This is a genomic window from Microbacterium sp. 2216-1, assembly GCF_046507855.1.
GTDB lineage: Bacteria > Actinomycetota > Actinomycetes > Actinomycetales > Microbacteriaceae > Microbacterium > Microbacterium esteraromaticum_C.
The window spans coordinates 1,487,690-1,512,938 of record NZ_JBKFTM010000001.1 but is presented as its reverse complement, the minus strand read 5'-3'; the positions used below and the strand labels follow the sequence as shown (position 1 = coordinate 1,512,938).

Here is a 25,249-nt window from a genome sequence, read left to right as displayed (position 1 = left end):
TTACCGGCCGAGGCGTCCCAGCCAGCGCTCGGTCTCTGTCGGGTCCCCGAGGCGCACGAACCTCAGATGCGGAAAGCGCGCCTCATGCCCCGGCATCCGCTCCCGCCACACATCACGGGTCTTCGTCTGCCACCGCAGCACGTTCTCTTCGGGCGCGGTCGTCGTCGCCAGCCGCCAGATGTTCGGCTCGCGATTGCCGTTCCACAGCTCGCGGCGCAGGATGCTGCGGGCGAGCGTCCGGCGCCACAGGCGTGCGCGCACCAGGCGATCCGGATAGTCCAGCCACACGCACAGGTCGGCGCGGGGAGGCAGGATCTCACTGACACCCTTCGACGTGTACTGCCACTCAGTCACCCACCGCTCGGAGGCTGCGAAGGCGCGGACATCGTCGAGGAACTCGGGCCGCGGCGTCCACTCGGGGCCGTGATGCAGGGCGTCGAGTTCGTGCCGGGGAAGATTCAGCAACCGGCTCATGCGCGTGACGAGCGTGGTCTTTCCCGCACCCGAGACGCCGCAGACCAGCACCCGCGATGGGCGGAAGGGCAGGACGTCATCGCAGGTGAGCACCTGTAGATGCTAGACGAGGAATACACGCGACATGCATGCGGTTGGATGAGAACGTGAGCGAACCCATCTCTATCGACATCTGGTCCGACATCGCCTGCCCCTGGTGCTACATCGGCAAGCGCAATCTTGAAGCGGGCATTGCGGCGACCGCGTCCGACGAGGACGCCCCGCAGGTCAACATCACCTTCCACTCGTTCGAGCTGGCCCCCGATACCCCGGTCGACTTCGACGGCGACGAGATCGACTTCCTCTCCGGACACAAAGGCATGCCGCGTGAGCAGGTCGAACAGATGCTGGCGCACGTCACCGATGTGGCGGCCCAGGCCGGCCTGCAGTACCGCTTCGATCTGCTGCAGCACACCAACACCGTCAAGGCCCACGAGGTGCTGCACTTCGCCAAGAGCAAGGGACTCCAGCACGAGATGGAGGAGCGCCTGATGTCGGCCTACTTCACCGAGGGGCGCCACGTCGGACGCATCGACGATCTCGTCGCGCTCGCTGTCGAGGTCGGCCTCGATGAGGACGAGACCCGCACCGCACTGGAGTCGAACGCGCACCTCGACGCCGTGCGCGCCGACCAGGCGCAGGCACGCGCCTATGGCATCAACGGCGTGCCGTTCTTCGTGATCGACGGTCAGTACGGCGTCTCGGGGGCTCAGCCGGCCGAGACCTTCGCCAACGTCCTGCGCGATCTGTGGGCCAAGCGCGGCGTCGAGACGCCGGTCGCCTGACGCCGACCTGATCAGCGGACGAGCGCTGCCTCGATCGCCGCGACGATCTCGGGGGAATCCGGCTTCTGCTTCGGGCGGAACCGCTGCACGGCGCCGTCGGGTGCGACGAGGAACTTCTCGAAGTTCCAGCTCACGCGACCGGCGGAGCCCTCGGCGTCGGGAGTCTGCTTGAGCGCCTTGTAGAGGTCGGCGGCGTTCTTGCCGTTGACCTTCACCTTCTCGTTCACCGGGAACGAGACGCCGTAGGTGGTGGAGCAGAAGTCGAGGATCTGCTCCATCGATCCCGGCTCCTGACCCAGGAACTGGTTGCACGGGAATCCCAGTACCGTGAAGCCGCGGTCGGCGTACTCACGCTGCAGCTGCTCGAGCTGCGCGTACTGCGGTGTCAGACCGCACTTCGACGCCACATTGACCACGAGCACCACGTCGGCGCCCACGTCATCGAGGGTCCGCTCCGCTCCGGAAGCATCGACGAACGGGATCTGACGCACAGGAAGATCACTCATATCCACAGCCTATGTCTGTGCGGACCGGCGCAGGCGCGGTCTGGGACAATGGAAGGAATATGACTGCTGCCACTGCCCCCGCGACCGCCCTGCGCATCGGCCCGATCGAACTCGACGTGCCGGTCGTCCTGGCACCCATGGCCGGGATCACGAACACCGCGTTCCGCAGGCTGTGCCGTGAGTACGGTGCCGGCCTGTATGTCAGCGAGATGATCACCTCGCGCGCACTCGTCGAACGCAACGCGATCACGATGCGGCTGATCCAGCACCACGAGTCGGAGACGCCGCGTTCGATCCAGCTCTACGGCGTCGACCCCGGCACCATCGCCGAAGCCGTGCGGATCATCGTCGCCGAAGACCACGCCGACCACATCGATCTGAACTTCGGATGCCCGGTCCCCAAGGTCACCCGCAAGGGCGGTGGCGCGGCGTTGCCGTGGAAGATCGGTCTGTTCTCGGACATCGTCGACCAGGCCGTCAAGGCCGCCGGCTCGGTGCCGTTGACGGTGAAGATGCGCAAGGGCATCAACGACGACCACCTCACCTTCCTCGAGGCGGGGCGTGCGGCCGAGGACGCCGGTGCCGCAGCCGTGGCGCTGCACGCGCGCACCGCTTCGCAGTACTACTCCGGGCACGCCGACTGGAACGCCATCGGTGAGCTCAAGCAGACCGTCACCAGCATCCCCGTGCTCGGCAACGGTGACATCTGGTCGGCCGATGACGCCGTGCGGATGCTGGCGCAGACCGGCGCCGACGGCGTGGTCGTCGGCCGCGGATGCCTGGGGCGACCCTGGCTGTTCGGCGAACTCGCCGCGGCGCTCGGCCCGAAGGACGCGGTGACGGCACCGCCGGTCGATGCGACCCTGCAGTTCGTGGCATCCGCCTTCCGGCGCCACGCCGAACTGCTCGTGGAGTTCTTCGAAGACGAGGACCGCGGATGCAAGGACGTGCGCAAGCACGTCGCCTGGTACTTCAAGGGATACCCCGTCGGTGGTGAGCTGCGCGCGGCGCTGGCGAAGGCGTCGACGCTGCAGGAGATCGATGATCTGCTCGGTACGCTCGGCGACGCGCCGTACCCAGGCGTCGGCGCCGAGGGGCAGCGCGGACGCGCCGGTTCGCCGAAGCGCACGGCACTGCCCGAGGGGTGGCTCGATTCGCAGGAGATCGGCGAGGGCATCGGAGAGATGATGCGCGGAGCGGAGACCGAGAACGATGGCGGCTGACTCCTCATCAGCACCGGTGGGACACACGGCCGGCGGGTACACGGGCGCTGATACGGAACGCTTCTTCGCCGAGACGCACCGCTCCGAGCGTGATCACTTCTCGCGCGACCGCGCGCGGGTACTGCACTCCGCCGCGTTGCGTCGCCTGGCGGCCAAGACACAGGTGTTGAGCCCCGCGAGCACCGCCGACTTCGCCCGCAACCGGCTGACGCACTCGCTGGAAGTCGCGCAGGTCGGCCGCGAGCTGGCCGCGGCGCTGGGCGTCTCGGCCGACGTGGTCGACACGGCCTGCCTCAGCCACGATCTCGGGCATCCGCCCTTCGGACACAACGGCGAGCGCGCGCTGAACGAATGGGCGGAGCCCATCGGCGGTTTCGAGGGCAACGCCCAGTCGTTGCGTATTCTGACGCGGCTCGAGGCGAAGGTGCTCGATGATCGTGAGCACTCCGTCGGGCTCAACCTGACCCGGGCGACGCTCGACGCGACGTGCAAGTACCCGTGGACCGTGGATGAGCCGATGCCCGATCCGGGCGGACGTCTGAAGTTCGGTGTGTATCCCGAGGACGAGGCCGTCTTCCGGTGGATGCGCGCGGACGCCCCCGGGCGCATGCGGTGCATTGAGGCCGAGATCATGGACCTCTCGGACGACATCGCCTACTCGGTGCATGACTTCGAGGACGCGATCGTCAACGGCTACGTCGACGTCGCTCAGCTCTCTGATCCCGTCGAGCACCACCCGCTGGTCGGTCGCATCCAGCAGTGGGTCGGATACGACTTCACGCGCGAGGAACTCGCCGATGCGCTGTACCGGCTGACCCGGCAGCCGATGTGGTTGAAGTCCTTCGATCGTTCGCGGCGAGACCTGGCGAAGCTGAAGAACCTGACCAGCGACCTGATCGGCCGGTTCGCTCGTGCTGCGGTGACCGCGACGCGGGAGGCCTATCCCGGAAGCACGCTGGCGCGCTACAGTGCGCACGTGGTCGTACCGCGTGTCGTCGAAGCCGAGATCGCCGTTCTCAAGGGCATCATGGGGCAGGCCATCGTGACCCTCGACGCCCGCCGCGGCGTCTACAAGGAGCAGCGGCGTGTTCTCGTGCGGTTGGCGGATGCGCTGTGGTCGACTGATGCGCTCTGGTCGGCGGGAGCCGATGTGCTCGAACCCGCTTTCGAGGCGGATTTCCTCGCCGCAACGTCGGATGCCGAACGTGCCCGCGTCGTGGTCGATCAGGTCGCCAGCCTCACCGACCAGACCGCCGTCGACTGGCACAACCGGCTGGTCGGCGAGATCGATCCGGCCGAGGTCGGAATCTGGACGCCGCGCCACGCCCGCCCGGGCGGGCACCGTCATCCGCATCCCCAGCCTCAGGTGGTCGTTGAAGGAGCGCGCTGATGCCGCGGATTCTTCAGGCGGACGTCGAAGAGGTCAAGACGCGAACGAACATCGCTGACATCGTCGGCGAGCGCGTCGCCCTCAAGTCGGCGGGGGTGGGGTCCATGAAGGGTCTGTGCCCCTTCCACGACGAGAAGAGTCCCAGCTTCCACGTCCGTCCCCAGGTCGGCTACTACCACTGCTTCGGCTGCGGCGCCTCGGGAGACGTGTACTCGTTTCTGCGCGAGATGGATCACGTCAGCTTCACCGAGGCGGTCGAGCGGCTCGCGGCTCGCGTCGGATACTCGCTGCATTATGAGGACGGCGGTGCTGCGCCCGAGAGCAGCGGACGCAGCCGTCTGTATGCGGCGAACTCGGCGGCGGGGGAGTACTTCCGCTCGCAGCTGCTGAGCCCGGAAGCGGAGACGGCGAGGCGGTTCCTGGGCGAGCGCGGCTTCGACGCCGGTGCGGCGGCGCACTTCGGCGTCGGATATGCCCCGCGCGGCTGGGAGAACATGCTCAAGGCGCTGAGCGCGCAGGGCTTCACCCGTGATGAACTGACGGCGGCGGGACTGGTCTCTGCCGGCCAGCGCGGCGTCTACGACCGATTCCGTGGGCGTCTGGTGTGGCCGATCCGTGACGTCACCGGGCAGACCATCGGCTTCGGCGCGCGCAAGCTGTACGACGACGACCAGGGGCCGAAGTACCTGAACACCCCCGAGACGCCGATCTACAAGAAGGCGCAGGTGCTGTACGGACTCGATCTGGCAAAGCGCGACATCGCGCGCGGCGACCCGCGCCGGGTGGTCGTCGTCGAGGGGTACACCGACGTGATGGCCTGTCACCTGGCCGGGGTGACGACGGCGATCGCCACTTGCGGCACGGCGTTCGGCGCCGAGCACATCAAGGTGCTGCGCCGGGTGATGGGTGATGACTCGGCAGCCGGCGAGGTCGTCTTCACTTTCGATGGTGACGAGGCCGGTCAGAAGGCCGCGCTGCGTGCCTTCTCGGAGGACTCCCGCTTCACGGCCCAGACGTTCGTGGCGGTCGCTCCCGACGGTCTGGACCCGTGCGATCTGCGCTTGCAGCGCGGGGATGCCGCCGTGCGCGGCCTGATGGACGCCAAGGTGCCGATGTTCGAGTTCGCGATCGACCGTAAGCTCGCCGCCTACGACCTCGCCACCGTGGAGGGGCAGGTCGGCGCGCTGCGCGCCGCGGCACCGATCGTCGCCGAGATCCGTGATGAGCTGCTTCGGCCGGGGTACGAGCGCGTGCTGGCGCGCCGTTTGGGCATGGACCCGACGTCCGTGCACCAGCAGGTGCAGCGCGCTGCACGTGGCGGCCGCGAGGCGCCGCACGTGCGGTCCGAGCCGGTGGCATCCGCACCCGACGGCGATGCGACGGCGCCGGTGCGCCTGCGCGACTTGCCGCGCACCGCCGAGGTCGCGCTTGAACGGGATGCGCTGATGGGCGTACTGCAGTACGGCCACCGTATCGATCCCGCCCTGCTGGCGCGGGCGCTCACCGAGCCGTTCCGAAACCCGGCGCTGGAGGCGGTGCGCCGGTCGGTGGCATCCGTCGCTGATCGCGCGCGCGTCGGCTGGGCGACGGGAGCGGCGGATGCCGTGCGCGAGCCCTATCGTGCGCTGGCCGGCGAACTCCTGATGATGCCGTTCCCTGCACGGGATGAGGCGGGTGCGCTCGCCTCGGCGACGGATATGTGTCGTCGGCTGATCCTGCGCAGCATCGAACGCGAGAAGCACGAGCTCCTGGGAGCCGTTCAGCGGGTACCCGCGGACTCGGAAGGTGGTCGGGCGCTGCGGATGCGCCTGCGTGATGTCGACGCGGAGCGACTGCAGTTCATCGAAACGTGACGGCGACCGCGTGAACCGGGCAGGATGGAGACATGCCTGCCGACAGTGACGCCGCGATCGACTGCCATGACCTCGTCATCGATCGGATCGGGCACGGCGGCACCACCCGTGCCGTCGACGGCGTGACATTCACTCTGCAGCCGGGTGAGCTGATGTGCATCGGCGGTTCGACCGGATCGGGCAAGTCGTCGCTGGTGACTGCGCTGGCGGGCATGGGGGACGCCTCGCTCAAGGTCGCCGGCGGGCGTGCCGAGGTGTGCGGGGTGAACGTGCGTCGGCCCGGGCGCCGACGTCGCGTGCTGACAGCACTCACCGGATTCGTGCCGCAGGGGGCGGGCGGGTCGTTGCCGCCGCGCCTCACGGTCGGCGAGGCGATCTCGGAGCCGGTCACCTCGCGCGAGAAGAAGGTCAACAGTCGGGCACTCGCGATGCGCGTCGCGGCGCTGCTCGACGAGCTGCACCTGCCGCTGGGGATGGCGACGAAGTTTCCGTATGAGCTCAGCGCAGGCATGCGCCAGCGCGTCGCGATCGCTCGCGCACTGATGCTCGAACCTCACGTGCTCATCGCCGACGAACCCCTCGCGAACCTCGATCTGGAGGTCCGCCCGGTGGTCTTCGGCGCGATCACCCGGCGCCGAACCGAGCGTGCGATGGCGGCGCTGATGGTGACCAACGACGCCGACTTCATTCGCGAGCTCGATGCGGAGACCCTGATCCTGCGTGGCGGTCACGTGGTCGCCCGAGGGGTCGGGCGCAACCTGCTGTGGTCGCCGGATGCCGAGCCGAACGGAGCGCGCTGACGCGCCACGCCCGGGCGGTCGCCCGTGTTCGGAGAGGTCGTGGGAGTTTGCTAAGCTAGACGAGTTGCCCGCACAGCGAGCACATTCCCCTGTAGCTCAATTGGCAGAGCAGCCGGCTGTTAACCGGCAGGTTGTTGGTTCGAGTCCAACCGGGGGAGCAACAGAGAAGAGCCCCGTCCTCAGGACGGGGCTCTTCTGCGTGTTCCGCGTGGTCGGACGCGCGTGGTGCGGGGCCCGGTCGGCCCCGCTCCACGCGGTACGTCCTAGAGCATCTCGGCGCGCAGATGCTCGGGCGACTTCGGCGAGAGCAGCCCCGGGGCGACGTCGAACGGCGTCTTCGCGCCATGATCGCCGGATGCCGCCAGCCGGGCGGCCGCGCGGGCGTAGGCGACGAGAACGCTGGCCGTGAACTCGGGGTTCGACTCCAGGGCGAGACGGTAGTCGATCGTCTGCGTGGTGCCGGCGGACGTCTCAGCGCTGCGGATCACGAAGCCGCCGTGGGGGACACCCGCGTGATTCGTTGCGAGCTCCTCCGCCGAGATGAAGGTCACCGTCGTGTCGTACGGTTCGAAGTAGTCCGGCATCGTCACGATGGCCTCGCGCACAGCATCCGCGTCCGCGCCCTCGGCGAGCACGACGAAGCACTCACGCGTGTGCTTGTCTCGTGTGGACAGCTCGGGGCGGGCCCCCGAGTGCACACGCTCGATCGCGTCGTCCGAGGGGATCGTGTACTGCACGCCGGCCGCGACGCCGGGAACACGACGGATCGCGTCGGAGTGCCCTTGGCTGAGCCCCCGCCCCCAGAACGTGTAGGTCTCGCCCTGCGGCAGGATGGCCTCGCCGTACAGGCGCTGCAGCGAGAACAGCCCGGGATCCCAGCCGGTCGAGATGATCGCCGTGGTGCCGGCGCCGCGTGCCGCGGCGTCGACGGCGGCGAAGTGCTGCGGGATGCGCGCGTGGGTGTCGTAGCTGTCGACGACCGTGAAGGCGGATGCCAACGCCGGCGTCTGCTCAGGCAGGTCAGACTTCGAGCCACCGCACAAGATCAGCACGTCGATCTCATCGCGCATGCCGTCAAGGGCTTCCAGGCCCTGCACGGCCGTCGTCTCGGCCAGTGGGCGAACCGTCGCCGGGTCGCGGCGGGTGAAGACGCCGACGAGGTGCATGTCGGGTGTCAGCGTGAGCGCGGTCTCAACCCCTCGACCGAGATTTCCGTAGCCGACGATGCCGATGCGTGTGCGCGCAGTCATGGGTGCCTCTTCGAGAGTTCGGGGGAGCGGGGGGAGTCCCTCCAAGCCTAGAGGGAGCGCCCCCGCCGTCTGCGCGGCGTGACGCCGCGCAGAGTCAGCGCGCGGCGCCGGCGAGCGTGCCCGTGACCTGGCCCTCGGGGTCCCAGATCACGCACTGCACGATGCGGTCGTCCGCCTGCTCCCACGTTCCCTGTGTCGGGTAGATGGCGAAGAACTCCAGCGCGGATTCCTCCCAGGGCATCCCGACGAATTCGCCGAACGATTCCACGCAGTAGGTCTCGGCTTCGGCCTGGATGGCATCGACACCCGGGAAGTCGCCGTCGGCCATCGCGAACTCGTCGTAGACCTCTTCATCGTGCGGCTCATCGCACGGGACGACGGTGGTGTCGAGGATCTCGCCGCTCTGGTCCTCCATCTTGCAGTCGCCGACCTGGAGGTTGAAGATACCGATCTCGGAGGTGGACTGCACGCTGCCGGCTCCGTCACGGTCTGCCTCGCCGGTGAGCATGCTCGCGATGTCGGACGGCAGGCTGCAACCGGTGAGCGCGATCGCCAGTGCTCCCGTCGCGGCAACGGTCCCGATCGTACGGCGGGTGCCCGTGGTGGCCATGATGAGTTCCTCCTCGAAGTGGGGTGCGGGTGCGAACGCACCCGAAGGAGGAACCTAGTCAGTGAACCAGCTGAGAGTCAACTTTGTGCTCTCTGTGAGCGAGGTGATTACGCGCCCTCGAGGTCGTCCACTCCGGGCATCCAGCTGTGCCCACCGCGGATCCAGCCGCGCTTGCGTGCGATCTTCTGCGCGGTCTTCCAATCGCTGTCAGAGAGCCGATCGACGTACAGCACACCGTCGAGGTGATCGAACTCGTGCTGCATGATGCGCGCGCGCCAGCCGTCGACCTCGATGCGCACCGGCGCACCCTCAAGGTCAGTCCCGGTGACCAGGACGCGATCCGAGCGCCGCAACGGGAACCGCTCGCCGGGGAACGACAGGCATCCCTCAGCCTCCTCATCCGGATCGGGTGAGCCGGGTTCGAGCGGGGTCATCCACAGCGTCGGATTGATGATCTCGCCGCGCCACGGCTGGTCGTCGTCATCCACGTACGAGTACACGTAGATACGCAACGCGACCCCGACCTGCGGGGCGGCGAGCCCGACTCCGGGGGCGAGGTCCATCGTCTCGTACATGTCGGCGACGAGCGTGCGGATCTCATCGGTCACCGCGGTCACCTCACCCGCGGGAGAGTGCAGAACAGGGTCGCCCATGATACGGATCGCAAGAACAGCCACGGCACAACCCTACTTGCTCACCTGCGCCCGATAAGGTGAGACAGTGCAAAACGGGGTGGGTTTCGCAGTCGATGTCGGCGATCAGCTGGTCGGCGTCTTCGCCAACCCCGGGCTGTTGATGGGCATCCCGTTGGCACTGGCGGGTGCGGTGTTCATGTCGCTGGGTGCGCAGTACCAGCACCGAGGCGTCGAGAAGGTCGAGCGCATCACCGGTGTCGAGGGCACGACAGGTCTGAGTTCGGCTCAGTTGAAGGCGTTGCTGACCCGACCGTCGTGGCTCATCGGAACGCTGATGCTCGGGCTGGCGATCGTCTGCCAGCTCAGTGCGATCGCCATCGCCCCGCTGATCGTGGTGCAGCCGCTCGGCGCCGTCGCGCTCGTCGTCACCACACTGCTCAACGCCCGCATCTCGGGGCACTCGCCGACCAGGCAATCGCTGATCGCGATCGCCGCATGTATCGGCGGCATCTTCCTGTTCGTCAGCCTGGCGGCGCTCTACGCCACGGAACGCCCCATCCGCGATCAGGATCTCTTCATGATCCTGACCATCCTGCTCCTGGTCATCATCGTCTTCGGCGCAGGATGGCTCATCCTGCGCCATCGCATGCGCGCGATGTTCTACGTCACCGGCGCTGGTGTGCTCTACGGATTCGTTGCCACACTCGCCAAAGCGGTCATCAGTCGCATCCAGGCGCAGAACTTCGACTGGCTGACCGTCGCCTGCCTGATCGCCCTCATCGCCGCTGCCGCGGTCGGCGCCTACTTCGTGCAGACCGCGTACAGCTCGGGGCCGCCCGATCTCGTCATCGCCGGACTCACCGTCATCGACCCGATCGTCGCCGTGCTGATCGGTGCCCTGGTGCTCGGTGAGGCCGACGCCGCACCGGTGTGGGTGCTGATCATGTTCGTGGTCGCCGGGGCGATCGCCGTATGGGGCGTGTTCGGGCTGGCCCGCTATCACCCCCAGGTGCTCAGCGAGAGCCAGGAACTCGGGATCACCCGCGGCAGCGGCCCGGCACCGGCCGTCGAATCACCGGGCGCCGAGCCTGCGCAGCGCGGCGAGGCCCGCACACAGCGCGGGCCGGATGACGGTGACGCGCCGCTCGGAACGTAGTCCGATCTCAGTAGTCGCGGTCGATCAGATCCGGTGAGACCTCTGCCGCGGCCGCTTCGTCGACGAAGAACACCGTGCGCCGTTGGCCCTTGGCGCCTGCGGCCGGCACACCGGCATAGCTCGCTCCCGCAAGCGCGAGGCCCAGTGCCGATGCCTTGTCGGCACCGGTCAGCACGAGCCAGACGCGCTTGGAGGCGTTCAGCACAGGGCGCGTGAGCGTGATCCTTTCGGCCGGCGGTTTGGGCGAGTCGCGCACCGGCAGGACAGCGGCATCGGTGACGGTCACCTCGGGACGGTCCGGGAACAGCGAGGCGATGTGCCCGTCCGGGCCGACGCCGAGGAAGCACACCGCGAAGGACGGCCACGCCGCGTCATCCGTACTGAATCGTGCGAGCTCTTCGGCATAGGCCCGCGCGGCCTCGTCGAGCGTCAGGCCGTCCGACGGGGCCGCGGCCTCGTGGATGTTCTGGGCGGGAACCGGGATCCGGTTCAGCAGCGCATTGCGTGACTGCAGCGAGTTGCGGTCGGCGCTGTCGCGCTCGACGAAGCGCTCGTCGCCCCACCAGAAATGCACCAGCGACCAGTCGATGTCGGCCACGCGCGCATCCGCCGCGGTCGCAGCCAGCACCGCCCCACCCATCGAGCCTCCTGTGAGGCAGACATGGGCGAGACGGCCGTTGCGCGTGCGCGCGATGAGCCGGGTCAGGAAGCGATCCGCGACGCGCGTCGCGAGCGCCGCGGGGGTGGGTTCCACCACCACGGTCTTGGTCGTTCCCTGCACCTTCATCGGTTCACTCTCCTCGCTCGGGCGGACCGAGGTGCGACCAGCCCTCGGTGATGACTCGACCGTAGAGCAGATCGGCATCCAACCGACGCAGCTCCTCGGCGAGGCACTCCCGCACCGTGCGGCGCGGAAGATGCAGTTCGTGATCGGGCTGTCCCGGCTGGGTCAGGATCGCGACGGCCGCCGACGGACGCTCCAGCAGGATGTCACCGGACGCGCGCGACAGCCGCACCGATTTGATCCCCTCCTGCCAGTCATCCGGATGCTCGTACGACCAGGACACCGGAACATCGAGCGCCATCTGCAGCCAGGCCGCGAGCAGCGCCGTCGACGGCGATGCTGCGGCGCCGCGCACCTCGACGGCGGTGACCGGCTCGAACGGCGGCTGATCGAGAACGGCAGCCAGCTGCTCGCGCCAGTGCGTAAGCCGAGTCCAGGCGAGATCGGTGTCACCGGGGGAATGCGTGCGCCCCAGCAGTGAGAGCCGGTCCCGCACGTCGGTGGTCGTGGCGGCGTCGGTGATGCGCCGTTGCGCCATGCGTCCCAGCGGCGAAGCTGCGGCATCCGTCGGTGCCTCATCCGGCCACCACACGACGACGGGTGCGTCAGGCAGCAGCAGACCGGTGACGAGGCTCTCGGCGTTGCTTGCGGCGTCGCCGTAGGCGCGCAGCACGACCACCTCGCTCGCACCGGCGTCGCCGCCGACGCGGATCTGCGCATCCAGTCGTGCCGTGCCCTCGGCGGTGGTCACGACGATGACGCGCATCGGATGCTCGCGCGAGGCGTCGTTGGCGGCGACGATGGCCGCCTCGGCGACACCGCTGCCGGCGGCGATGATCAGCGTCAGGACCCGGCCCAGTGCGACGGCTCCGCCGTCTTCACGCACCTTCTCGAGCTGCTTGGCGACCTGGCTGACCGTCGTGTCGGAAAGGTCGATGATCACGGGCGTCTCCAGACTCGTCCGTCGCGGGCAAGAAGGGCGTCGGCGGACTCGGGTCCCCAGGAGCCAGGTGCGTACTGCTCGGGCGGCGTGTCCAAGCTCGCCCAGTACTCCTCGATCGGGTCGAGGATCTTCCACGACAACTCGACCTCTTCGTGCCGCGGGAACAGCGGCGGGTCGCCGAGCAGCACGTCGAGGATAAGGCGCTCGTATGCCTCGGGGCTGGCCTCGGTGAACGCATGACCGTAGCCGAAGTCCATCGTCACATCGCGCACCTGGGTGCCGGCGCCCGGCACCTTCGAACCGAATCGGATGGTGACGCCCTCGTTGGGCTGCACGCGGATCACCAGGGCGTTCTGCCCGTGCTCCGAGGTGCGTCCCAGCAGGTGCTGCGGGGCGCGCTTGAACACGACCGCGATCTCGGTCACCCGGCGGCCCAGACGCTTGCCCGTCCGCAGGTAGAAAGGCACGCCCGCCCAGCGTCGCGTGGCGATCTCAAGCTTGAGGGCCGCGTACGTCTCGGTGTGCGACTGCGGGTTCATGCCGTCCTCTTCGAGGAAGCCGTTGACCTTCGCGCCGCCCTGCCAACCGCCGGCGTACTGTCCGCGCGCCGCGGCGAGCGAGAGATCCTCGGGCAGCTGAACCGCCTCGAGCACCTTCTCCTTCTCGGCGCGCAGGTGCTCGGCCGACATGCTGATCGGCTCCTCCATCGCGGTGAGCGCCAGCAACTGCAGCAGGTGGTTCTGGATCACATCACGCGCCGCGCCGATGCCGTCGTAGTAACCGGCGCGGCCACCCACACCGATGTCCTCGGCCATGGTGATCTGCACGTGGTCGATGTGGTTGCGGTTCCACAGCGGTTCGAAAAGCTCGTTCGCGAAGCGCAGCGCGAGGATGTTCTGCACCGTCTCCTTGCCGAGGTAATGATCGATGCGGAAGATCGAGTCGGCCGGAAACGCCACCTCCAGCGCCTCATTCAGGGCGCGCGCGGATTCCAGGTCGTCTCCGAACGGCTTCTCGATCACGACGCGCCGCCAGCACGAGTCGTCGTCCTCGTCGTCACCGACGAGTCCCGAGTCCTTCAGCTGACGTGCGACGGTGGGGAAGTCCTTTGGTGGGATCGACAGGTAGAACGCGTGGTTGCCCATCGTGCCGCGTTCGACATCGAGCTTCTCGACGGTCTCACGCAGGCGCCGGAACGCGTCGGGATCGTCGAACGTGCCCTGCACGAACCGGATGCCCTGCAGAAGCTGCTGCCAGGTCTCTTCACGGAACTCGGTGCGCGCGTGCTGACGCACGGCTTCGCGTACGACCTCGGCGAAGTCCTGGTCCTCCCAGTCGCGTCGGGCGAAGCCGACCAGCGCGAATCCCGGTGGCAACAGGCCCCGGTTCGCGAGGTCGTACACGGCGGGCATGAGCTTCTTGCGCGACAGGTCGCCGGTGACCCCGAAGATCACCAGCGCGCTGGGGCCGGCGATGCGGCTCAGTCGGCGATCATCGGGGTCGCGGAGCGGATTGCGTCCGCGGGAGATGGGGACAGTCATCGGTGGGGGATATCTCCTGGAGAGGCGGAAGAGGTTACTGAGCGGCTTCGAAGAGCGTCAGGATATCTGCAGCGTCGGTGATGGTGAGGGAAACGACGGGTCGGCCGTGCGCGGCGAGCACGGCGGCGTCACCGGCGGCCTGTGCTTCGATGAGCTGGCCGAAGGTGAACGGGCGGCCGGGGATCTCCAGATCGACATCAGTGCGTTCCAGGACCTGCAGGAAGACGCCCTGTGCGGGGCCGCCCTTGTGGTACTGGCCGGTCGAGTGCAGGAACCGCGGACCCCATCCGAACGTGGTCGGGCGGCCGGAGTCGGCGGCGATCATCTCGCGCAGCCCCAGCAGCTGGCCCATCGTGCTGCGGTCGACATAGGCCTGAACGGCCACGTAGCCGTCCTCGCCCAGACGTGCCCACAGAGCATCCATCACGCCCTCAAGCGTTCCGGATGCCGTCAGCTCGGGGTCGGTGGCGCGCACCTCGATGCCGTCCTGCACGAATGCGGGAGCGGTCGGCTCGGGACGGGCGTCAAGCAGGCCGCGGGCCGCGCTCTTGGCCGACTCGACGTCGGGCTGGTCGAACGGGTTGATGCCCAGCAGGTGTCCGGCGATGGCCGTGGCGTACTCCCACAGCAGAAACTGTGCGCCCAGCGTTCCGCTGACCAGGATCTCGCCGGGGTGGTGCTCGGACAGATGGAACTCGTTGGCGTCGTCGACCAGACGCACGACCTGCAGGTCTGCCGGCGGGGCCTCGAGCTCTGGGGAGACGGGCAGCATCACCACGGGGAGGATGCCCGTGCCCGCCTTGCCGGTGGACTCGGCGATCAGCTGCTCGATCCAGTCCGGGAGACCGTCGATGTGGGTGCCGTCGCTGACGAGGGCGAGCTTGTCGCGGCGCGGCGCGGTGCCGGTGATCGCGGCGGCCAGGCGCAGCGCCGGGTTGTCGGCCGCGTCGACGGCGAACTGCAGCATCGAGGCCTCTGCCTCGTCGAGCAGTTCGGCGATGTCGACTCCCGCCAGCCCGACCGGTACGAGCCCGAATGCGGTGAGCGCCGAGTAGCGTCCGCCGACGTTCGGGTCGGCGGAGAAGACCCGGTACCCGGCGTCACGGGCTGCGGTCTCCAGGGGGGAACCCGGATCGGTCACCACGACGATCCGGCCGACCGGATCGATACCGAGGTCGCTGAAGGCGGCCTCGAACGCGCGGCGCTGCGAGTCGGTCTCGACGGTCGACCCCGACTTGGAGGAGACCACGAGCACCGTGTCACTGAGATCATCGTCGATGGCGTCCAGCACCTGCGCGGGAGCCGTCGAATCCAGAATCGTCAGGCGTGCTCCGGCCGTGTTCGCGATCACCTCGGGGGCGAGCGACGAGCCACCCATCCCCGCCAGCACGACGCGCGTCACTCCCTGCGCGGTGAGCTCTTCACGCAGCGCGATGATCTGCGGCACCAGCGGGCGCGAGACCGACACGGCCTCGACCCAGCCCAGGCGCACCGAGGCCTCTTCTCGGGCATCCGGTCCCCACAGTTCATCGTCGCCAGCCGTGAGACGCGAGGCGACGAGGTTCGCGACCAGGCCGGGCACGAGCTCGTCGACGGCGACCTTCGCGGCCCCCGAGACGTGCACCGAGACAGTCATCGTGCGGCGTCCAGGCCTTCGGCCACCTGCGCAAGCAGGTCGTGCCACGAGTCGATGAACTTCGCCACGCCCTCGTCTTCGAGCACCTGGGTGACGTCATCGAAGTCGATTCCCACGGCCTTGAGCCCGGCGAAGACCTCGTGCGAGGCGGCGTAGGTGCCGGTGACGGTGTCTCCGGTCACCTCGGCGTGGTCGAACGTCGCTTCAAGGGTCTTCTCGGGCATCGTGTTCACGACGCCGGGAGCGACCAGTTCGGTGACGTAGAGCGTGTCGGGCAGGTTCGGGTCCTTGACGCCGGTGGATGCCCACAGCGGGCGCTGCAGGTTCGCACCTGCGGCGATCAGCTCCTGAGCGCCGGCGTCGGCGAACCGCTGCTCGAACAGCTCATACGCCAGGCGGGCGTTGGCAAGGCCGGCCTTGCTCTTGAGCGCCAGCGCCTCAGCGGTGCCGATGGCGCTCAGACGCTTGTCGGTCTCGGTGTCGACGCGCGAGACGAAGAACGACGCGACCGAGTGGATGCCGCTCAGGTCGATGCCGGCATCCTTCGCCTTGCGCAGACCCGCCAGATACGCGTCGATCACTGCGGCGTACCGCTCGAGGCTGAAGATCAGGGTGACGTTGACGCTGATGCCGGCACCGATCGCCTCGGTGATCGCGGGCAGGCCCGCCTTGGTGGCGGGGATCTTCACCAGCAGGTTCGGGCGGTCGATGCTGTTCCACAGCTCTTTCGCCTGCGCGATCGTGCCCTCGGTGTCGTGCGCCAGATCGGGGGAGACCTCGATCGAGACACGGCCGTCGACGTGGTCGGTGGCCTCCCAGACCGGACGGAAGATGTCGAGCGCCGCCTGAACGTCCTGCGTCGTGGCGGCGAAGACGGCCTCTTCGGCAGAGGCGCCGGATGCGGCGAGCTCACGCACCTGTGCGTCGTACGAGGTGTCGTTCGCATCGGTGATGGCGCCGGCGAAGATCGTCGGGTTGGTGGTGACGCCGACGACGTTGCGCGTCTCGATCAGCTGCTGCAGGTTGCCGGACTGGATCCGATTGCGCGAGAGATCGTCGAGCCAGATGCTGACTCCGGCCGCGGAAAGCTCTGAGGTGGGGGTGCTCATGCGTTGCTCCTTGTGCTGCTCGGTGAATCGTGTGGCGCTCAACGGTCTGCGACCGCGGCGATGGTCTCACGCGCGGCGTCGATGACGGCCTCGGTGGTGATCCCGAACTCCTGGAAGAGGGTCTTGTAGTCGGCGGAGGCGCCGAAGTGGTCGATGCCGATGGAGCGTCCGCGGTCGCCGACGATGTCGCGCCACCCGACGATGGATCCCGCCTCGACCGACACACGTGCGGCGACGGATGCCGGCAGCACCGACTCGCGGTAGGCGTCGTCCTGCTCGGCGAACCACTCCAGAGAGGGCGCCGACACGACACGGGCGTTCACGCCCTCGGATGCCAGTGCCGCGCGGGCCGCGACGGCCAACTGCACTTCCGATCCGGTCGCGATGAGGATGACATCGGGAGTGCCGCTCGGTGCCTCGGCCAGCACGTACGCGCCGCGGGCCGTTCCGCTCGCCGAGGCGAAGACCTCGCCGGATGCCGCACCTTCGCCGCGTTCGAACACCGGGATGTTCTGGCGGGTCAGGGCGATCCCCGCGGGGCCCTCGTGACGGCGCAGGATCTCCAACCAGGCCGCGGCGGTCTCGTTGGCATCCGCGGGACGCACGACGGCGAGGTTCGGGATCAGGCGCAGCGACGCGAGCTGCTCGATCGGCTGGTGCGTCGGACCGTCCTCGCCGAGGGCGACGGAGTCATGGGTCCAGACGAAGACGCTGGGCACGTTCATCAGGGCGGCCAGGCGAACCGCCGGACGCATGTAGTCGCTGAAGATCAGGAACGTGCCGCCGAAGGCACGGGTGGGGCCGTGCAGCACGATGCCGTTGATGATCGCGCCCATCGCGTGCTCGCGGATGCCGAAGTGCATGACGCGTCCGTACGGGTCACCCGACCACTCGTGGGTCGACCACTCGCTCGGGATGAACGACGGTGCGCTCTTGATGGTGGTGAGGTTGGACTCGGCAAGGTCGGCGGAGCCGCCCCACAGTTCGGGAAGCTCGTCGGCGAGCGCGTTGATGACCTGTCCGGAAGCGGCGCGGGTCGAGACGTCCTTGCCGGCCTCGAATGACGGCAGGGCATCAGCGATGTCGGCAGGCAACTGGTGCGCCTCGACGCGGTCAAGCAGCGCCTTGCGCTCGGGGTTGGCCGCGGCCCACGCGTCGAACGAGGTCTGCCACTCGGCGCGTGCCTCGGCGGCGCGCTCGGCCAGACCACGAGTGTGGGCGATCACGTCGTCGGCGACGACGAAGTGCTGCTCGGGGTCGAATCCGAGCACCTTCTTGGTCGCGGCGAGTTCGTCGGCGCCGAGCGCCGAGCCATGGATCTTGCCGGTGTTCTGCTTGCCGGGTGAGGGCCAGCCGATGATCGTCTTGAGAATGATGAGCGACGGCTTGGACTGCTCGCCCTTGGCGGCTTCGATAGCGGCGTTGAGCTCGGCGACGTCCTCGACGTACTCACCCGTGCGCTTCCAGTCGACGGTCTGCACGTGCCAGCCGTAGGACTCGTAGCGTGCAGCGACATCCTCGGTGAACGCGACGTTGGTGTCGTCCTCGATGGAGATCTGGTTGGAGTCGTAGATCGCGATGAGGTTGCCCAGCTGCTGGTGGCCGGCCAGCGACGAGGCCTCGCTCGTGACGCCTTCCTGCAGGTCGCCGTCGCCAGCGATCGTGTAGACGAAGTGATCGAACGGGCTGGTGCCCGCGGCGGCCTCGGGATCGAACAGGCCGCGCTCGTAGCGAGCGGCGTACGCGAAGCCGACCGCCGACGCGAGGCCCTGGCCCAGCGGACCGGTGGTGATCTCGACGCCCTTGGTGTGGCCGTACTCCGGGTGCCCCGGGGTCTTGGAACCCCAGGTGCGCAGCGCCTTCAGGTCGTCGAGCTCCAAGCCGAAGCCGCCCAGGTACAGCTGCACGTACTGCGTAAGCGACGAGTGGCCGACCGAGAGGATGAAGCGGTCGCGCCCGAGCCAGTCGGTGTCGGTGGGATCGTGGCGCATCACCTGCTGGTAGAGCAGATACGCAACGGGGGCGAGGCTCATAGCCGTTCCGGGGTGGCCGTTGCCCACCTTCTCGACGGCGTCCGCCGCCAGGATGCGGGCGGTGTCCACCGCACGACGGTCGATCTCATCCCACTGCAGTTCTGCCACGGCAATACTCCTTCTGACTGTTGCGAAGGCGCCCTGTTCCTGCGCGGTCCGCGTCGTCACGGAGAGTGCTGCTGCGCCGGGCGCGCGAGTTGTTTCAGCATACCGGCGCTGTAGCATCCGGCGTCGGTGTGTTGCGTATGGGTGCGAAGTGTGGGCAAACGCTTTCCCATGAATGGATCGGCTCCGCCCCGTGTCACTGCCGCGGAGGCCGCCGCGACACGCCGGGTGGCATAGAATGAAGGGCAGTTTTGTCTGTGCCCGCTCAGAAGGAGGCGATCGCGATCTCGACGACATCGCAGACCACCGAGACCACGTACTCGTTCGGTCAGAAGATCCGCGGCTACATCGCCCTCACCAAGCCGCGGGTGATGGAACTCCTGCTGGTCTCCACCGTCCCGGTGATGTTCCTGGCCGCCGGCGGACTGCCGAACCTCTGGCTCGTGTTCGCCACGGTGATCGGCGGCGCGATGAGCGCGGCATCGGCGGCATCGTTCAACATGTACCTCGATCGCGACATCGATGTGCACATGAAGCGCACCGTCAACCGTCCACTGGTGACCGGAGAGGTCTCGCCCCGCGGCGCGCTCGTCTTCTCGTGGGTCCTCGCCGTCGTCTCGACGATCTGGCTGCTGGTGACCACCAACTGGCTCACCGCCGCGCTCTCGGCCGGAGCGATCTTCTTCTACGTCGTGATCTACACGATGATCCTCAAGCGCCGCACCGAGCAGAACATCGTCTGGGGTGGCATCGCCGGCTGCTTCCCGGTGCTCATCGGCTGGTCGGCCGTCACAGGCTCGCTGGACTGGCCCCCGTTCGTGCTGTTCGTGCTGATCTTCCTGTGGACCCCGCCGCACTACTGGCCGCTGTCGATGAAGTACAGCGCCGACTACGACGACGTCGACGTGCCCATGCTCGGCGCGACCCGCTCGCCGTCGCAGGTCGGCCTGCAGGTCATCCTGTACGCATGGGCGACGGTCGCGTGCTCGCTGCTGCTGATTCCTGTGGCAGGCATGGGCCTGGTCTACACGGTCTCGGCGGTGGTGTTCGGCGGCTGGTTCATCTACGAGTCGCACCGGCTCTACAACCGCGCCGTGCACGGCGACGAGGCGCGACCGATGCGCGTGTTCCACGCCTCGATCACCTACCTCACGCTGCTCTTCCTCTCGGTTGCAGTCGACCCGCTGCTGCCCTTCTGATCCGAGCGGTCACAACCGCAACGCAATCGCCCCGGCGCTCGTCACGAGCACCGGGGCGATGGCGTTGGAACAGCGGATCAGCCGGCGGTGGGGCGCTTGAGCTTCAGCACGACGACCGTGTAGTTGGCTGCCGTCAGTGCTGCCAACACCATGTGGATGCCCACCAGCAGAGCGGGAAGGCCTTCGCGTGCCTGCCAGACGCCGACGAGCACCTGGACGGCGACGGCTGCCACCAGCAGCAGCATCCATCCGCGCACCGGCAGGCGCTGGATCCACGCGGCCGCCGTCAGTGCGACGACAAGCCCCGCCAGGATGTAGCCCGGCCAGGAGTGCACGTGGGCCAGCACGGTGGCATCGAAGCCCTCGCGCACGACGTTGACGTCGCCGGAGTGCGGGCCGGAACCGGTGGTGAGGATGCCGACGACGATCGTCACTGCCATCGCGAGACCCGTGACGTGCGTGAGGATCGCGAACCAGACCGGAACGGCGCGTTCGCGTGCGCCGGCCGGTTCACGCATGCGCACCAGATAGGCGGCCGTGACGCACACCAGCGCGAGGGACGCCGCGTAGTGGAACCCGACGATGAACGGGTTCAATCCCGTCAGCACCGTGATGCCGCCGACGAAGGCCTGGGCGATCACGCCGATCAGGACGATCCACGCCAGTACGGGCAGGTCTTTGCGTCCCGGGGTCGTGCGGAGCGAGTGCGCCGCCGCGAAAATGGTGACGAGCAGCAGTGCGGCTGCGAAGAACGGGAACGCCTCGGCGCCCGCGGCTGCGGCGATCGCGTAGGCGATCAGCCCGGCTCCGACACCCACGAGCGCGAACCACACGGCGTTCGTGAACGCGCGGCGCCCACCGATCGCGTGCAGGGTGAACAGCAGGACGACGATGGCGAGGATGCCGACGACCCCAGTGATCGTGCGGTTGCCGAACTCGATGACGCCGTGGATGCCCTGTTCCTGAGTGGGGACGAGTGATTCCGGGGTGCACAGCGGCCACTCGGAGCATCCGAGGCCTGAACCGGTCAGGCGCACCGCGCCACCGGTGCCGATGATGAAGACCTCGAAGAGGAACGACAGCCACGCGAACACGCGCACGCGTGCATCGATGCTGCTCGGCATCCAGCCGAAGAACCTGTCGCGCAGGCGTGCGGGGGTGGGCGTCGTCTCGGGCGCGACGATGTCAGTCATGGGGCCTCCGGGGTTCCGCGGTGGAGCACGGCGCAGGGCCCGTCCAGCAGGGGAACCTGTAGAATCGGATTGTTGTGATGGTCGCGCACTGCGTGCCGTCCACCACTGACAGTTTAGGCGCGCGCCGCGCGTCGTGATGAGGGCCCATGAGCGGCATCCGATCTCCGCAGACTCGACGGGGTTCGGTGTGCCGGGGCGGATGACACCGTCTGGGTCCATGTTGAGGAGAGTGTGCCATGTCGGATGTGCTGATCGACCGCCCGGAGCTGGACAGTCTGGGGGTGTACGAGTTCGGCTGGCACGACCCCGACGCGGCCGGTGCCAGCGCACGGCGCGGTCTGTCTGAAGCGGTCGTCCGCGACATCTCCGGTCTGAAGAACGAGCCCGAGTGGATGCTGAAGACGCGCCTGAAGGGTCTGTCGCTCTTCGAGCGCAAGCCGATGCCGACCTGGGGTGCAGACCTCAGTGAGATCGACTTCGACAACATCAAGTACTTCGTGCGTTCGACCGAGCGTCAGGCGCAGTCGTGGGAGGACCTCCCCGATGACATCAAGAACACGTATGAGCGCCTGGGCATCCCCGAGGCCGAGCGTCAGCGCCTGGTCGCCGGCGTCGCCGCGCAGTACGAGTCCGAGGTCGTCTACCACCAGATCCGTGAGGACCTGGAAGAGCAGGGTGTCATCTTCATGGACACCGACACGGCGCTGCGCGAGCACCCGGAGTTCTTCGAGGAGTACTTCGGCACCGTGATCCCCTCCGGCGACAACAAGTTCGCCGCGCTGAACACGGCCGTCTGGTCGGGTGGTTCGTTCGTGTACGTGCCGAAGGGCGTGCACGTCGAGATTCCGCTGCAGGCATACTTCCGCATCAACACCGAGAACATGGGCCAGTTCGAGCGGACCCTGATCATCGCCGATGAGGACAGCTACGTCCACTACATCGAGGGCTGCACCGCACCGATCTACAAGTCGGACTCGCTGCACTCGGCGGTCGTCGAGATCATCGTGAAGAAGAACGCCCGCGTTCGCTACACGACCATCCAGAACTGGTCGAACAACGTCTACAACCTGGTCACCAAGCGTGCCGTTGCGCACGAGGGCGCCACCATGGAGTGGGTCGACGGCAACATCGGCTCCAAGGTCACGATGAAGTACCCGTCGATCTACCTGATGGGTGAGCACGCCAAGGGCGAGACGCTCTCGGTGGCTTTCGCCGGGCCCGGTCAGCACCAGGACGCCGGCGCGAAGATGGTGCACATGGCGCCGCACACGCAGTCGTCGATCGTCTCGAAGTCGATCGCCCGCGGAGGTGGCCGCTCCGGCTACCGCGGTGAGGTCCGGGTGGATCCCGCCGCGCACCACTCTGCGAACTCCGTGGTCTGCGATGCGCTGCTGGTCGACACGCAGTCCCGCTCCGACACGTACCCGTCGATCGACATCCGTGTCGATGACGTGCAGCTCGGCCACGAGGCCACCGTCTCGAAGGTCAGCGCCGAGCAGCTCTTCTACCTGCAGTCGCGCGGCATCGATGAGACCGAGGCAATGGCCATGATCGTGCGTGGGTTCATCGAGCCGATCGCGCGCGAGCTGCCCATGGAGTACGCGATGGAACTGAACAAGCTCATCGAGATGGGCATGGAAGGATCGGTCGGCTGATGACGGCCCCCACACAGGCGCCCGCCGCGGCGCCGCAGACGAACGCGCACATCGACCCGGCCGCACAGGTCACCGGCGCCGGTTTCGTTCCGGTGCAGACCCGCTCCGAGCGCCCCCGGTCGTTCGATCCCGAGGACTTCGGTGCGCCCACGGGACGCGAGGTCAACTGGAAGCACACGCCGGTTGCGCAGCTGAAGGCGCTCTTCGAGACCAGTCCGGTCAATGACGGCGTCGAGACCACCGTCAGCCACACGCAGTACGTCCGTCCGGCACTCGCTCACGGCACGGCGCCGCGCGGCGAGTTCTTCACCCCCGAGGACATCGTTTCGGCTGTGGCGTGGCAGGGAGCGTCGGATGCCCTCCACCTCAGCATCCCCGCCGATGAAGAGGTCACCGAGCCGATCGTCGTGCAGATCGACGGCAAGGGCGGACGCGCCGACGCCCACCTGGTGATCGAGGCGGGCCGCCACAGCGTCTCCACCGTTGTTCTGCGCCACACCGGCACGGCACAGTACGCGCAGAACGTCGAGATCATCGTCCGCGACGGTGCCAAGCTGAAGCTCGTCACCGTGCAGCAGTGGGAAGACGACGCGATCCACGCGTCGGCTCACCAGGCGCGTGTCGACCGCGACGCCGAACTGACGCACATCGTCGTCAGCCTGGGCGGTGGCATTGTGCGCGTGAACCCCAACCTCGAACTCGCCGGCACCGGTTCGGAAGGCTACCTGTACGGTCTGTCCTTCGCCGATTCGGGTCAGCACCTCGAGAGCCAGGTGTACCTGCACCACAAGGGTGCGCATACCACCGGTGATGTGCTCTACAAGGGAGCCCTCAACGGTGCCAGCGCGCACAGCGTGTGGATCGGTGACGTGCTGATCGGCCGGGACGCCGTCGGCACCGACTCGTACGAGGCGAACCGCAACCTGGTGCTCACCGAGGGCGCTCGCGCCGACTCGATCCCGAACCTCGAGATCGAGACCGGTGACATCGCCGGTGCCGGTCACGCCAGTGCCACGGGGCGCTTCGACGACGAGCAGCTGTTCTACCTGCAGGCTCGCGGTATCACCGAGGACGAGGCGCGACGCCTGGTCGTGTTCGGATTCCTCACCGAGGTCATCCAGCGCATCGGCATCCCGTCGGTGCAGGACGAGCTGCTCGCCGCCGTCGAGGCCGAGCTCGCCGCGGTCGACCCGCAGGCCGTTCTGGGCGATCGCGAGGCCGCCCAGTGAGTGCGCAGCGCGCGTGCGGCGTCAGTGAACTCGAGCAGGACACCCCGCTGCGCGTCGAGATCGACGGCGTCGCCATCGCACTCGTGAAGGACGCCGACGACGTGATCCACGCGATCGGCGACCGCTGCACGCACGGCGACATCTCGCTGGCCGAGGGCTTCGTGGAAGGCAAGACGCTGGAGTGCTGGGCCCACGGCTCGGCGTTCTCGCTCGAGACCGGCCACCCCCTCAACCTCCCCGCTTACGAGCCCGTCCCCGTTTACGCCGTCACGATCGACGGTGACGACGTGCTCATCGACCCCACTGTCACTAAGGAAGTCTGAATGTCTGTTCTCGAGATCCGCGACCTGCACGTAACGGTCGAGACCGATCAGGGCACTTCGCCGATCCTCAACGGGATCGACCTCACCATCAAGACCGGTGAGACGCACGCGATCATGGGCCCGAACGGCTCGGGCAAGTCCACCCTCGCCTACACGATCGCCGGTCACCCCAAGTACACCGTCACCCAGGGCACCATCACCTTCGACGGTGAGGACGTGCTCGAGATGAGCGTCGACGAGCGTGCCCGCGCCGGCCTGTTCCTCGCCATGCAGTACCCGGTGGAGATCCCCGGCGTCACGGTGACGAACTTCCTGCGCACGGCCAAGACCGCGATCGATGGCGAGGCGCCCTCGATCCGTCAGTGGACCAAGGACGTCAAGTCGGCCATGAGCAACCTGCGCATGGACCCGAAGTTCGCTCAGCGCAACGTCAACGAGGGCTTCTCGGGCGGCGAGAAGAAGCGCCACGAGATCATGCAGCTCGAGGTGCTCAAGCCGAAGTTCGCCGTGCTCGACGAGACCGACTCGGGTCTGGACGTCGACGCGCTGAAGATCGTGTCCGAGGGTGTCAACCGTGCGAAGGAGGCCACCGATCTGGGTGTGCTGCTGATCACGCACTACACGCGCATCCTGCGGTACATCCGCCCGGACTTCGTGCACGTGATCGTGGCGGGCAAGATCGTCGAAGAGGGCGGTGCCGAACTGGCCGACCGTCTGGAGGACGAGGGCTACGACCGTTTCATCGACCCCGCAGCCCCGATCGAAGCGTAGGCTGAGG

The 25,249-nt window shown here is 67.8% G+C and carries 23 protein-coding genes and 1 tRNA gene; 12 read left to right on the top strand and 12 right to left on the bottom strand.

Features of this window, described 5'->3' with window-relative positions; genetic code table 11:
• Nucleotides 1-567 (bottom strand): AAA family ATPase, encoded by a 567-nt coding sequence (locus ACLD0U_RS07050; protein ID WP_410340168.1) that lies wholly within the window; start codon nt 565-567, stop codon nt 1-3.
• A 53-nt stretch (nt 568-620) separates the two neighbouring features.
• Here ACLD0U_RS07050 and ACLD0U_RS07045 point away from each other — a divergent pair, with 53 nt between their 5' ends.
• Nucleotides 621-1,298 carry a DsbA family protein gene (locus ACLD0U_RS07045; protein ID WP_410340167.1) on the top strand — a complete coding sequence of 226 codons (678 nt, stop codon included), beginning with the start codon at nt 621-623 and terminating at the stop codon, nt 1,296-1,298.
• Between the two features lie 11 nt (nt 1,299-1,309).
• Here the strand turns inward: ACLD0U_RS07045 and ACLD0U_RS07040 are convergent, their stop codons facing one another.
• Nucleotides 1,310-1,804, bottom strand: coding sequence for a glutathione peroxidase (locus ACLD0U_RS07040; protein ID WP_179410639.1), 495 nt, complete (start codon nt 1,802-1,804; stop codon nt 1,310-1,312).
• Nucleotides 1,805-1,863: 59 nt separating this feature from the next.
• Between ACLD0U_RS07040 and dusB the strand changes: the two genes are divergently transcribed.
• From dusB to ACLD0U_RS07015, 5 genes are all read left to right on the top strand, one after another.
• Nucleotides 1,864-3,027, top strand: coding sequence for a tRNA dihydrouridine synthase DusB (gene dusB, locus ACLD0U_RS07035; RefSeq protein WP_179410640.1), 1,164 nt, complete (start codon nt 1,864-1,866; stop codon nt 3,025-3,027).
• Nucleotides 3,017-4,417, top strand: a complete 1,401-nt coding sequence (locus ACLD0U_RS07030; RefSeq protein WP_179410641.1) for a deoxyguanosinetriphosphate triphosphohydrolase — start codon at nt 3,017-3,019, stop codon at nt 4,415-4,417. Before dusB ends, ACLD0U_RS07030 begins: the two co-directional genes overlap by 11 nt.
• On the top strand, nt 4,417-6,270 hold the full coding sequence (gene dnaG / locus ACLD0U_RS07025) for a DNA primase (RefSeq protein WP_410340166.1): 1,854 nt from the start codon (nt 4,417-4,419) through the stop codon (nt 6,268-6,270). The genes ACLD0U_RS07030 and dnaG overlap by 1 nt, the downstream gene beginning before the upstream one ends.
• Nucleotides 6,271-6,302: 32 nt before the next feature.
• Nucleotides 6,303-7,070, top strand: coding sequence for an ATP-binding cassette domain-containing protein (locus ACLD0U_RS07020; protein ID WP_179410643.1), 768 nt, complete (start codon nt 6,303-6,305; stop codon nt 7,068-7,070).
• Between the two features lie 85 nt (nt 7,071-7,155).
• Nucleotides 7,156-7,228 (top strand) — tRNA-Asn (locus ACLD0U_RS07015).
• A gap of 105 nt (nt 7,229-7,333) precedes the next feature.
• On the opposite strand, the gene ACLD0U_RS07010 is transcribed toward ACLD0U_RS07015, so the two are convergent.
• The 3 genes from ACLD0U_RS07010 to def form a co-directional block, all read right to left on the bottom strand.
• Nucleotides 7,334-8,320 (bottom strand): diaminopimelate dehydrogenase, encoded by a 987-nt coding sequence (locus tag ACLD0U_RS07010; RefSeq protein WP_410340165.1) that lies wholly within the window; start codon nt 8,318-8,320, stop codon nt 7,334-7,336.
• A 94-nt stretch (nt 8,321-8,414) separates the two neighbouring features.
• The gene (locus tag ACLD0U_RS07005) at nt 8,415-8,930 is read right to left on the bottom strand and encodes a septum formation family protein (RefSeq protein WP_224817938.1); all 516 of its coding nucleotides are present in this window, start codon (nt 8,928-8,930) and stop codon (nt 8,415-8,417) included.
• A 107-nt stretch (nt 8,931-9,037) separates the two neighbouring features.
• Nucleotides 9,038-9,607 carry a peptide deformylase gene (gene def, locus ACLD0U_RS07000; RefSeq protein ID WP_206549672.1) on the bottom strand — a complete coding sequence of 190 codons (570 nt, stop codon included), beginning with the start codon at nt 9,605-9,607 and terminating at the stop codon, nt 9,038-9,040.
• A gap of 118 nt (nt 9,608-9,725) precedes the next feature.
• Between def and ACLD0U_RS06995 the strand changes: the two genes are divergently transcribed.
• On the top strand, nt 9,726-10,721 hold the full coding sequence (locus tag ACLD0U_RS06995; protein WP_410340278.1) for a multidrug DMT transporter permease: 996 nt from the start codon (nt 9,726-9,728) through the stop codon (nt 10,719-10,721).
• A 7-nt stretch (nt 10,722-10,728) separates the two neighbouring features.
• On the opposite strand, the gene pgl is transcribed toward ACLD0U_RS06995, so the two are convergent.
• From pgl to tkt, 6 genes are read right to left on the bottom strand one after another with little or no spacing between them, the layout of a single operon-like run.
• A complete protein-coding gene (pgl, locus tag ACLD0U_RS06990; RefSeq protein ID WP_410340164.1) occupies nt 10,729-11,508 on the bottom strand; it encodes a 6-phosphogluconolactonase in 780 nt (259 codons plus the stop codon).
• Between the two features lie 4 nt (nt 11,509-11,512).
• Nucleotides 11,513-12,448: a glucose-6-phosphate dehydrogenase assembly protein OpcA gene (locus ACLD0U_RS06985; protein WP_410340163.1), complete on the bottom strand. Its 936-nt coding sequence runs from the start codon at nt 12,446-12,448 to the stop codon at nt 11,513-11,515.
• A complete protein-coding gene (zwf, locus tag ACLD0U_RS06980) occupies nt 12,445-13,989 on the bottom strand; it encodes a glucose-6-phosphate dehydrogenase (protein ID WP_179410649.1) in 1,545 nt (514 codons plus the stop codon). The genes ACLD0U_RS06985 and zwf overlap by 4 nt, the downstream gene beginning before the upstream one ends.
• Before the next feature lie 34 nt (nt 13,990-14,023).
• Complete coding sequence (locus ACLD0U_RS06975) at nt 14,024-15,625, bottom strand: glucose-6-phosphate isomerase (protein ID WP_410340162.1); 1,602 nt, start codon at nt 15,623-15,625, stop codon at nt 14,024-14,026.
• On the bottom strand, nt 15,622-16,734 hold the full coding sequence (gene tal / locus ACLD0U_RS06970) for a transaldolase (protein ID WP_224817935.1): 1,113 nt from the start codon (nt 16,732-16,734) through the stop codon (nt 15,622-15,624). Before tal ends, ACLD0U_RS06975 begins: the two co-directional genes overlap by 4 nt.
• A 38-nt stretch (nt 16,735-16,772) precedes the next feature.
• Nucleotides 16,773-18,875, bottom strand: a complete 2,103-nt coding sequence (tkt, locus tag ACLD0U_RS06965; protein ID WP_410340161.1) for a transketolase — start codon at nt 18,873-18,875, stop codon at nt 16,773-16,775.
• A gap of 275 nt (nt 18,876-19,150) precedes the next feature.
• Here tkt and ACLD0U_RS06960 point away from each other — a divergent pair, with 275 nt between their 5' ends.
• Nucleotides 19,151-20,071: a heme o synthase gene (locus ACLD0U_RS06960; protein ID WP_206821643.1), complete on the top strand. Its 921-nt coding sequence runs from the start codon at nt 19,151-19,153 to the stop codon at nt 20,069-20,071.
• 77 nt (nt 20,072-20,148) lie between these two features.
• Here ACLD0U_RS06960 and ACLD0U_RS06955 read toward each other — a convergent pair whose 3' ends face one another.
• Nucleotides 20,149-21,195, bottom strand: coding sequence for a COX15/CtaA family protein (locus tag ACLD0U_RS06955; RefSeq protein WP_410340277.1), 1,047 nt, complete (start codon nt 21,193-21,195; stop codon nt 20,149-20,151).
• Between the two features lie 305 nt (nt 21,196-21,500).
• Between ACLD0U_RS06955 and sufB the strand changes: the two genes are divergently transcribed.
• Genes sufB through sufC form a run of 4 tightly spaced genes read left to right on the top strand, consistent with a single transcriptional unit; the run spans nt 21,501 to nt 25,242 of the window.
• Entirely contained in the window at nt 21,501-22,919 is a 1,419-nt protein-coding gene (sufB, locus tag ACLD0U_RS06950; RefSeq protein WP_179410654.1) for a Fe-S cluster assembly protein SufB, read from the top strand.
• Nucleotides 22,919-24,148, top strand: a complete 1,230-nt coding sequence (sufD, locus tag ACLD0U_RS06945; RefSeq protein ID WP_206823969.1) for a Fe-S cluster assembly protein SufD — start codon at nt 22,919-22,921, stop codon at nt 24,146-24,148. The genes sufB and sufD overlap by 1 nt, the downstream gene beginning before the upstream one ends.
• On the top strand, nt 24,145-24,471 hold the full coding sequence (locus ACLD0U_RS06940; RefSeq protein WP_410340160.1) for a non-heme iron oxygenase ferredoxin subunit: 327 nt from the start codon (nt 24,145-24,147) through the stop codon (nt 24,469-24,471). Before sufD ends, ACLD0U_RS06940 begins: the two co-directional genes overlap by 4 nt.
• Nucleotides 24,472-25,242, top strand: coding sequence for a Fe-S cluster assembly ATPase SufC (gene sufC, locus ACLD0U_RS06935; RefSeq protein ID WP_179410657.1), 771 nt, complete (start codon nt 24,472-24,474; stop codon nt 25,240-25,242).
• The last annotated feature ends 7 nt before the right edge of the window (nt 25,243-25,249 follow it).

Bases quoted from the DNA above. Each gene is read 5' to 3' on its own strand.
- ACLD0U_RS07005 (WP_224817938.1), bottom strand. From the start codon at position 8,930: ATGGCCACCACGGGCACCCGCCGTACGATCGGGACCGTTGCCGCGACG.
- sufC (WP_179410657.1), top strand. From the start codon at position 24,472: ATGTCTGTTCTCGAGATCCGCGACCTGCACGTAACGGTCGAGACCGAT.
- dnaG (WP_410340166.1), top strand. From the start codon at position 4,417: ATGCCGCGGATTCTTCAGGCGGACGTCGAAGAGGTCAAGACGCGAACG.
- pgl (WP_410340164.1), bottom strand. From the start codon at position 11,508: ATGAAGGTGCAGGGAACGACCAAGACCGTGGTGGTGGAACCCACCCCC.
- tal (WP_224817935.1), bottom strand. From the start codon at position 16,734: ATGAGCACCCCCACCTCAGAGCTTTCCGCGGCCGGAGTCAGCATCTGG.
- ACLD0U_RS07030 (WP_179410641.1), top strand. From the start codon at position 3,017: ATGGCGGCTGACTCCTCATCAGCACCGGTGGGACACACGGCCGGCGGG.
- ACLD0U_RS07010 (WP_410340165.1), bottom strand. From the start codon at position 8,320: ATGACTGCGCGCACACGCATCGGCATCGTCGGCTACGGAAATCTCGGT.
- ACLD0U_RS07020 (WP_179410643.1), top strand. From the start codon at position 6,303: ATGCCTGCCGACAGTGACGCCGCGATCGACTGCCATGACCTCGTCATC.
- sufB (WP_179410654.1), top strand. From the start codon at position 21,501: ATGTCGGATGTGCTGATCGACCGCCCGGAGCTGGACAGTCTGGGGGTG.
- zwf (WP_179410649.1), bottom strand. From the start codon at position 13,989: ATGACTGTCCCCATCTCCCGCGGACGCAATCCGCTCCGCGACCCCGAT.
- dusB (WP_179410640.1), top strand. From the start codon at position 1,864: ATGACTGCTGCCACTGCCCCCGCGACCGCCCTGCGCATCGGCCCGATC.
- sufD (WP_206823969.1), top strand. From the start codon at position 22,919: ATGACGGCCCCCACACAGGCGCCCGCCGCGGCGCCGCAGACGAACGCG.
- ACLD0U_RS06975 (WP_410340162.1), bottom strand. From the start codon at position 15,625: ATGACTGTCTCGGTGCACGTCTCGGGGGCCGCGAAGGTCGCCGTCGAC.
- ACLD0U_RS06995 (WP_410340278.1), top strand. From the start codon at position 9,726: ATGGGCATCCCGTTGGCACTGGCGGGTGCGGTGTTCATGTCGCTGGGT.
- ACLD0U_RS06955 (WP_410340277.1), bottom strand. From the start codon at position 21,195: ATGCCGAGCAGCATCGATGCACGCGTGCGCGTGTTCGCGTGGCTGTCG.
- ACLD0U_RS07040 (WP_179410639.1), bottom strand. From the start codon at position 1,804: ATGAGTGATCTTCCTGTGCGTCAGATCCCGTTCGTCGATGCTTCCGGA.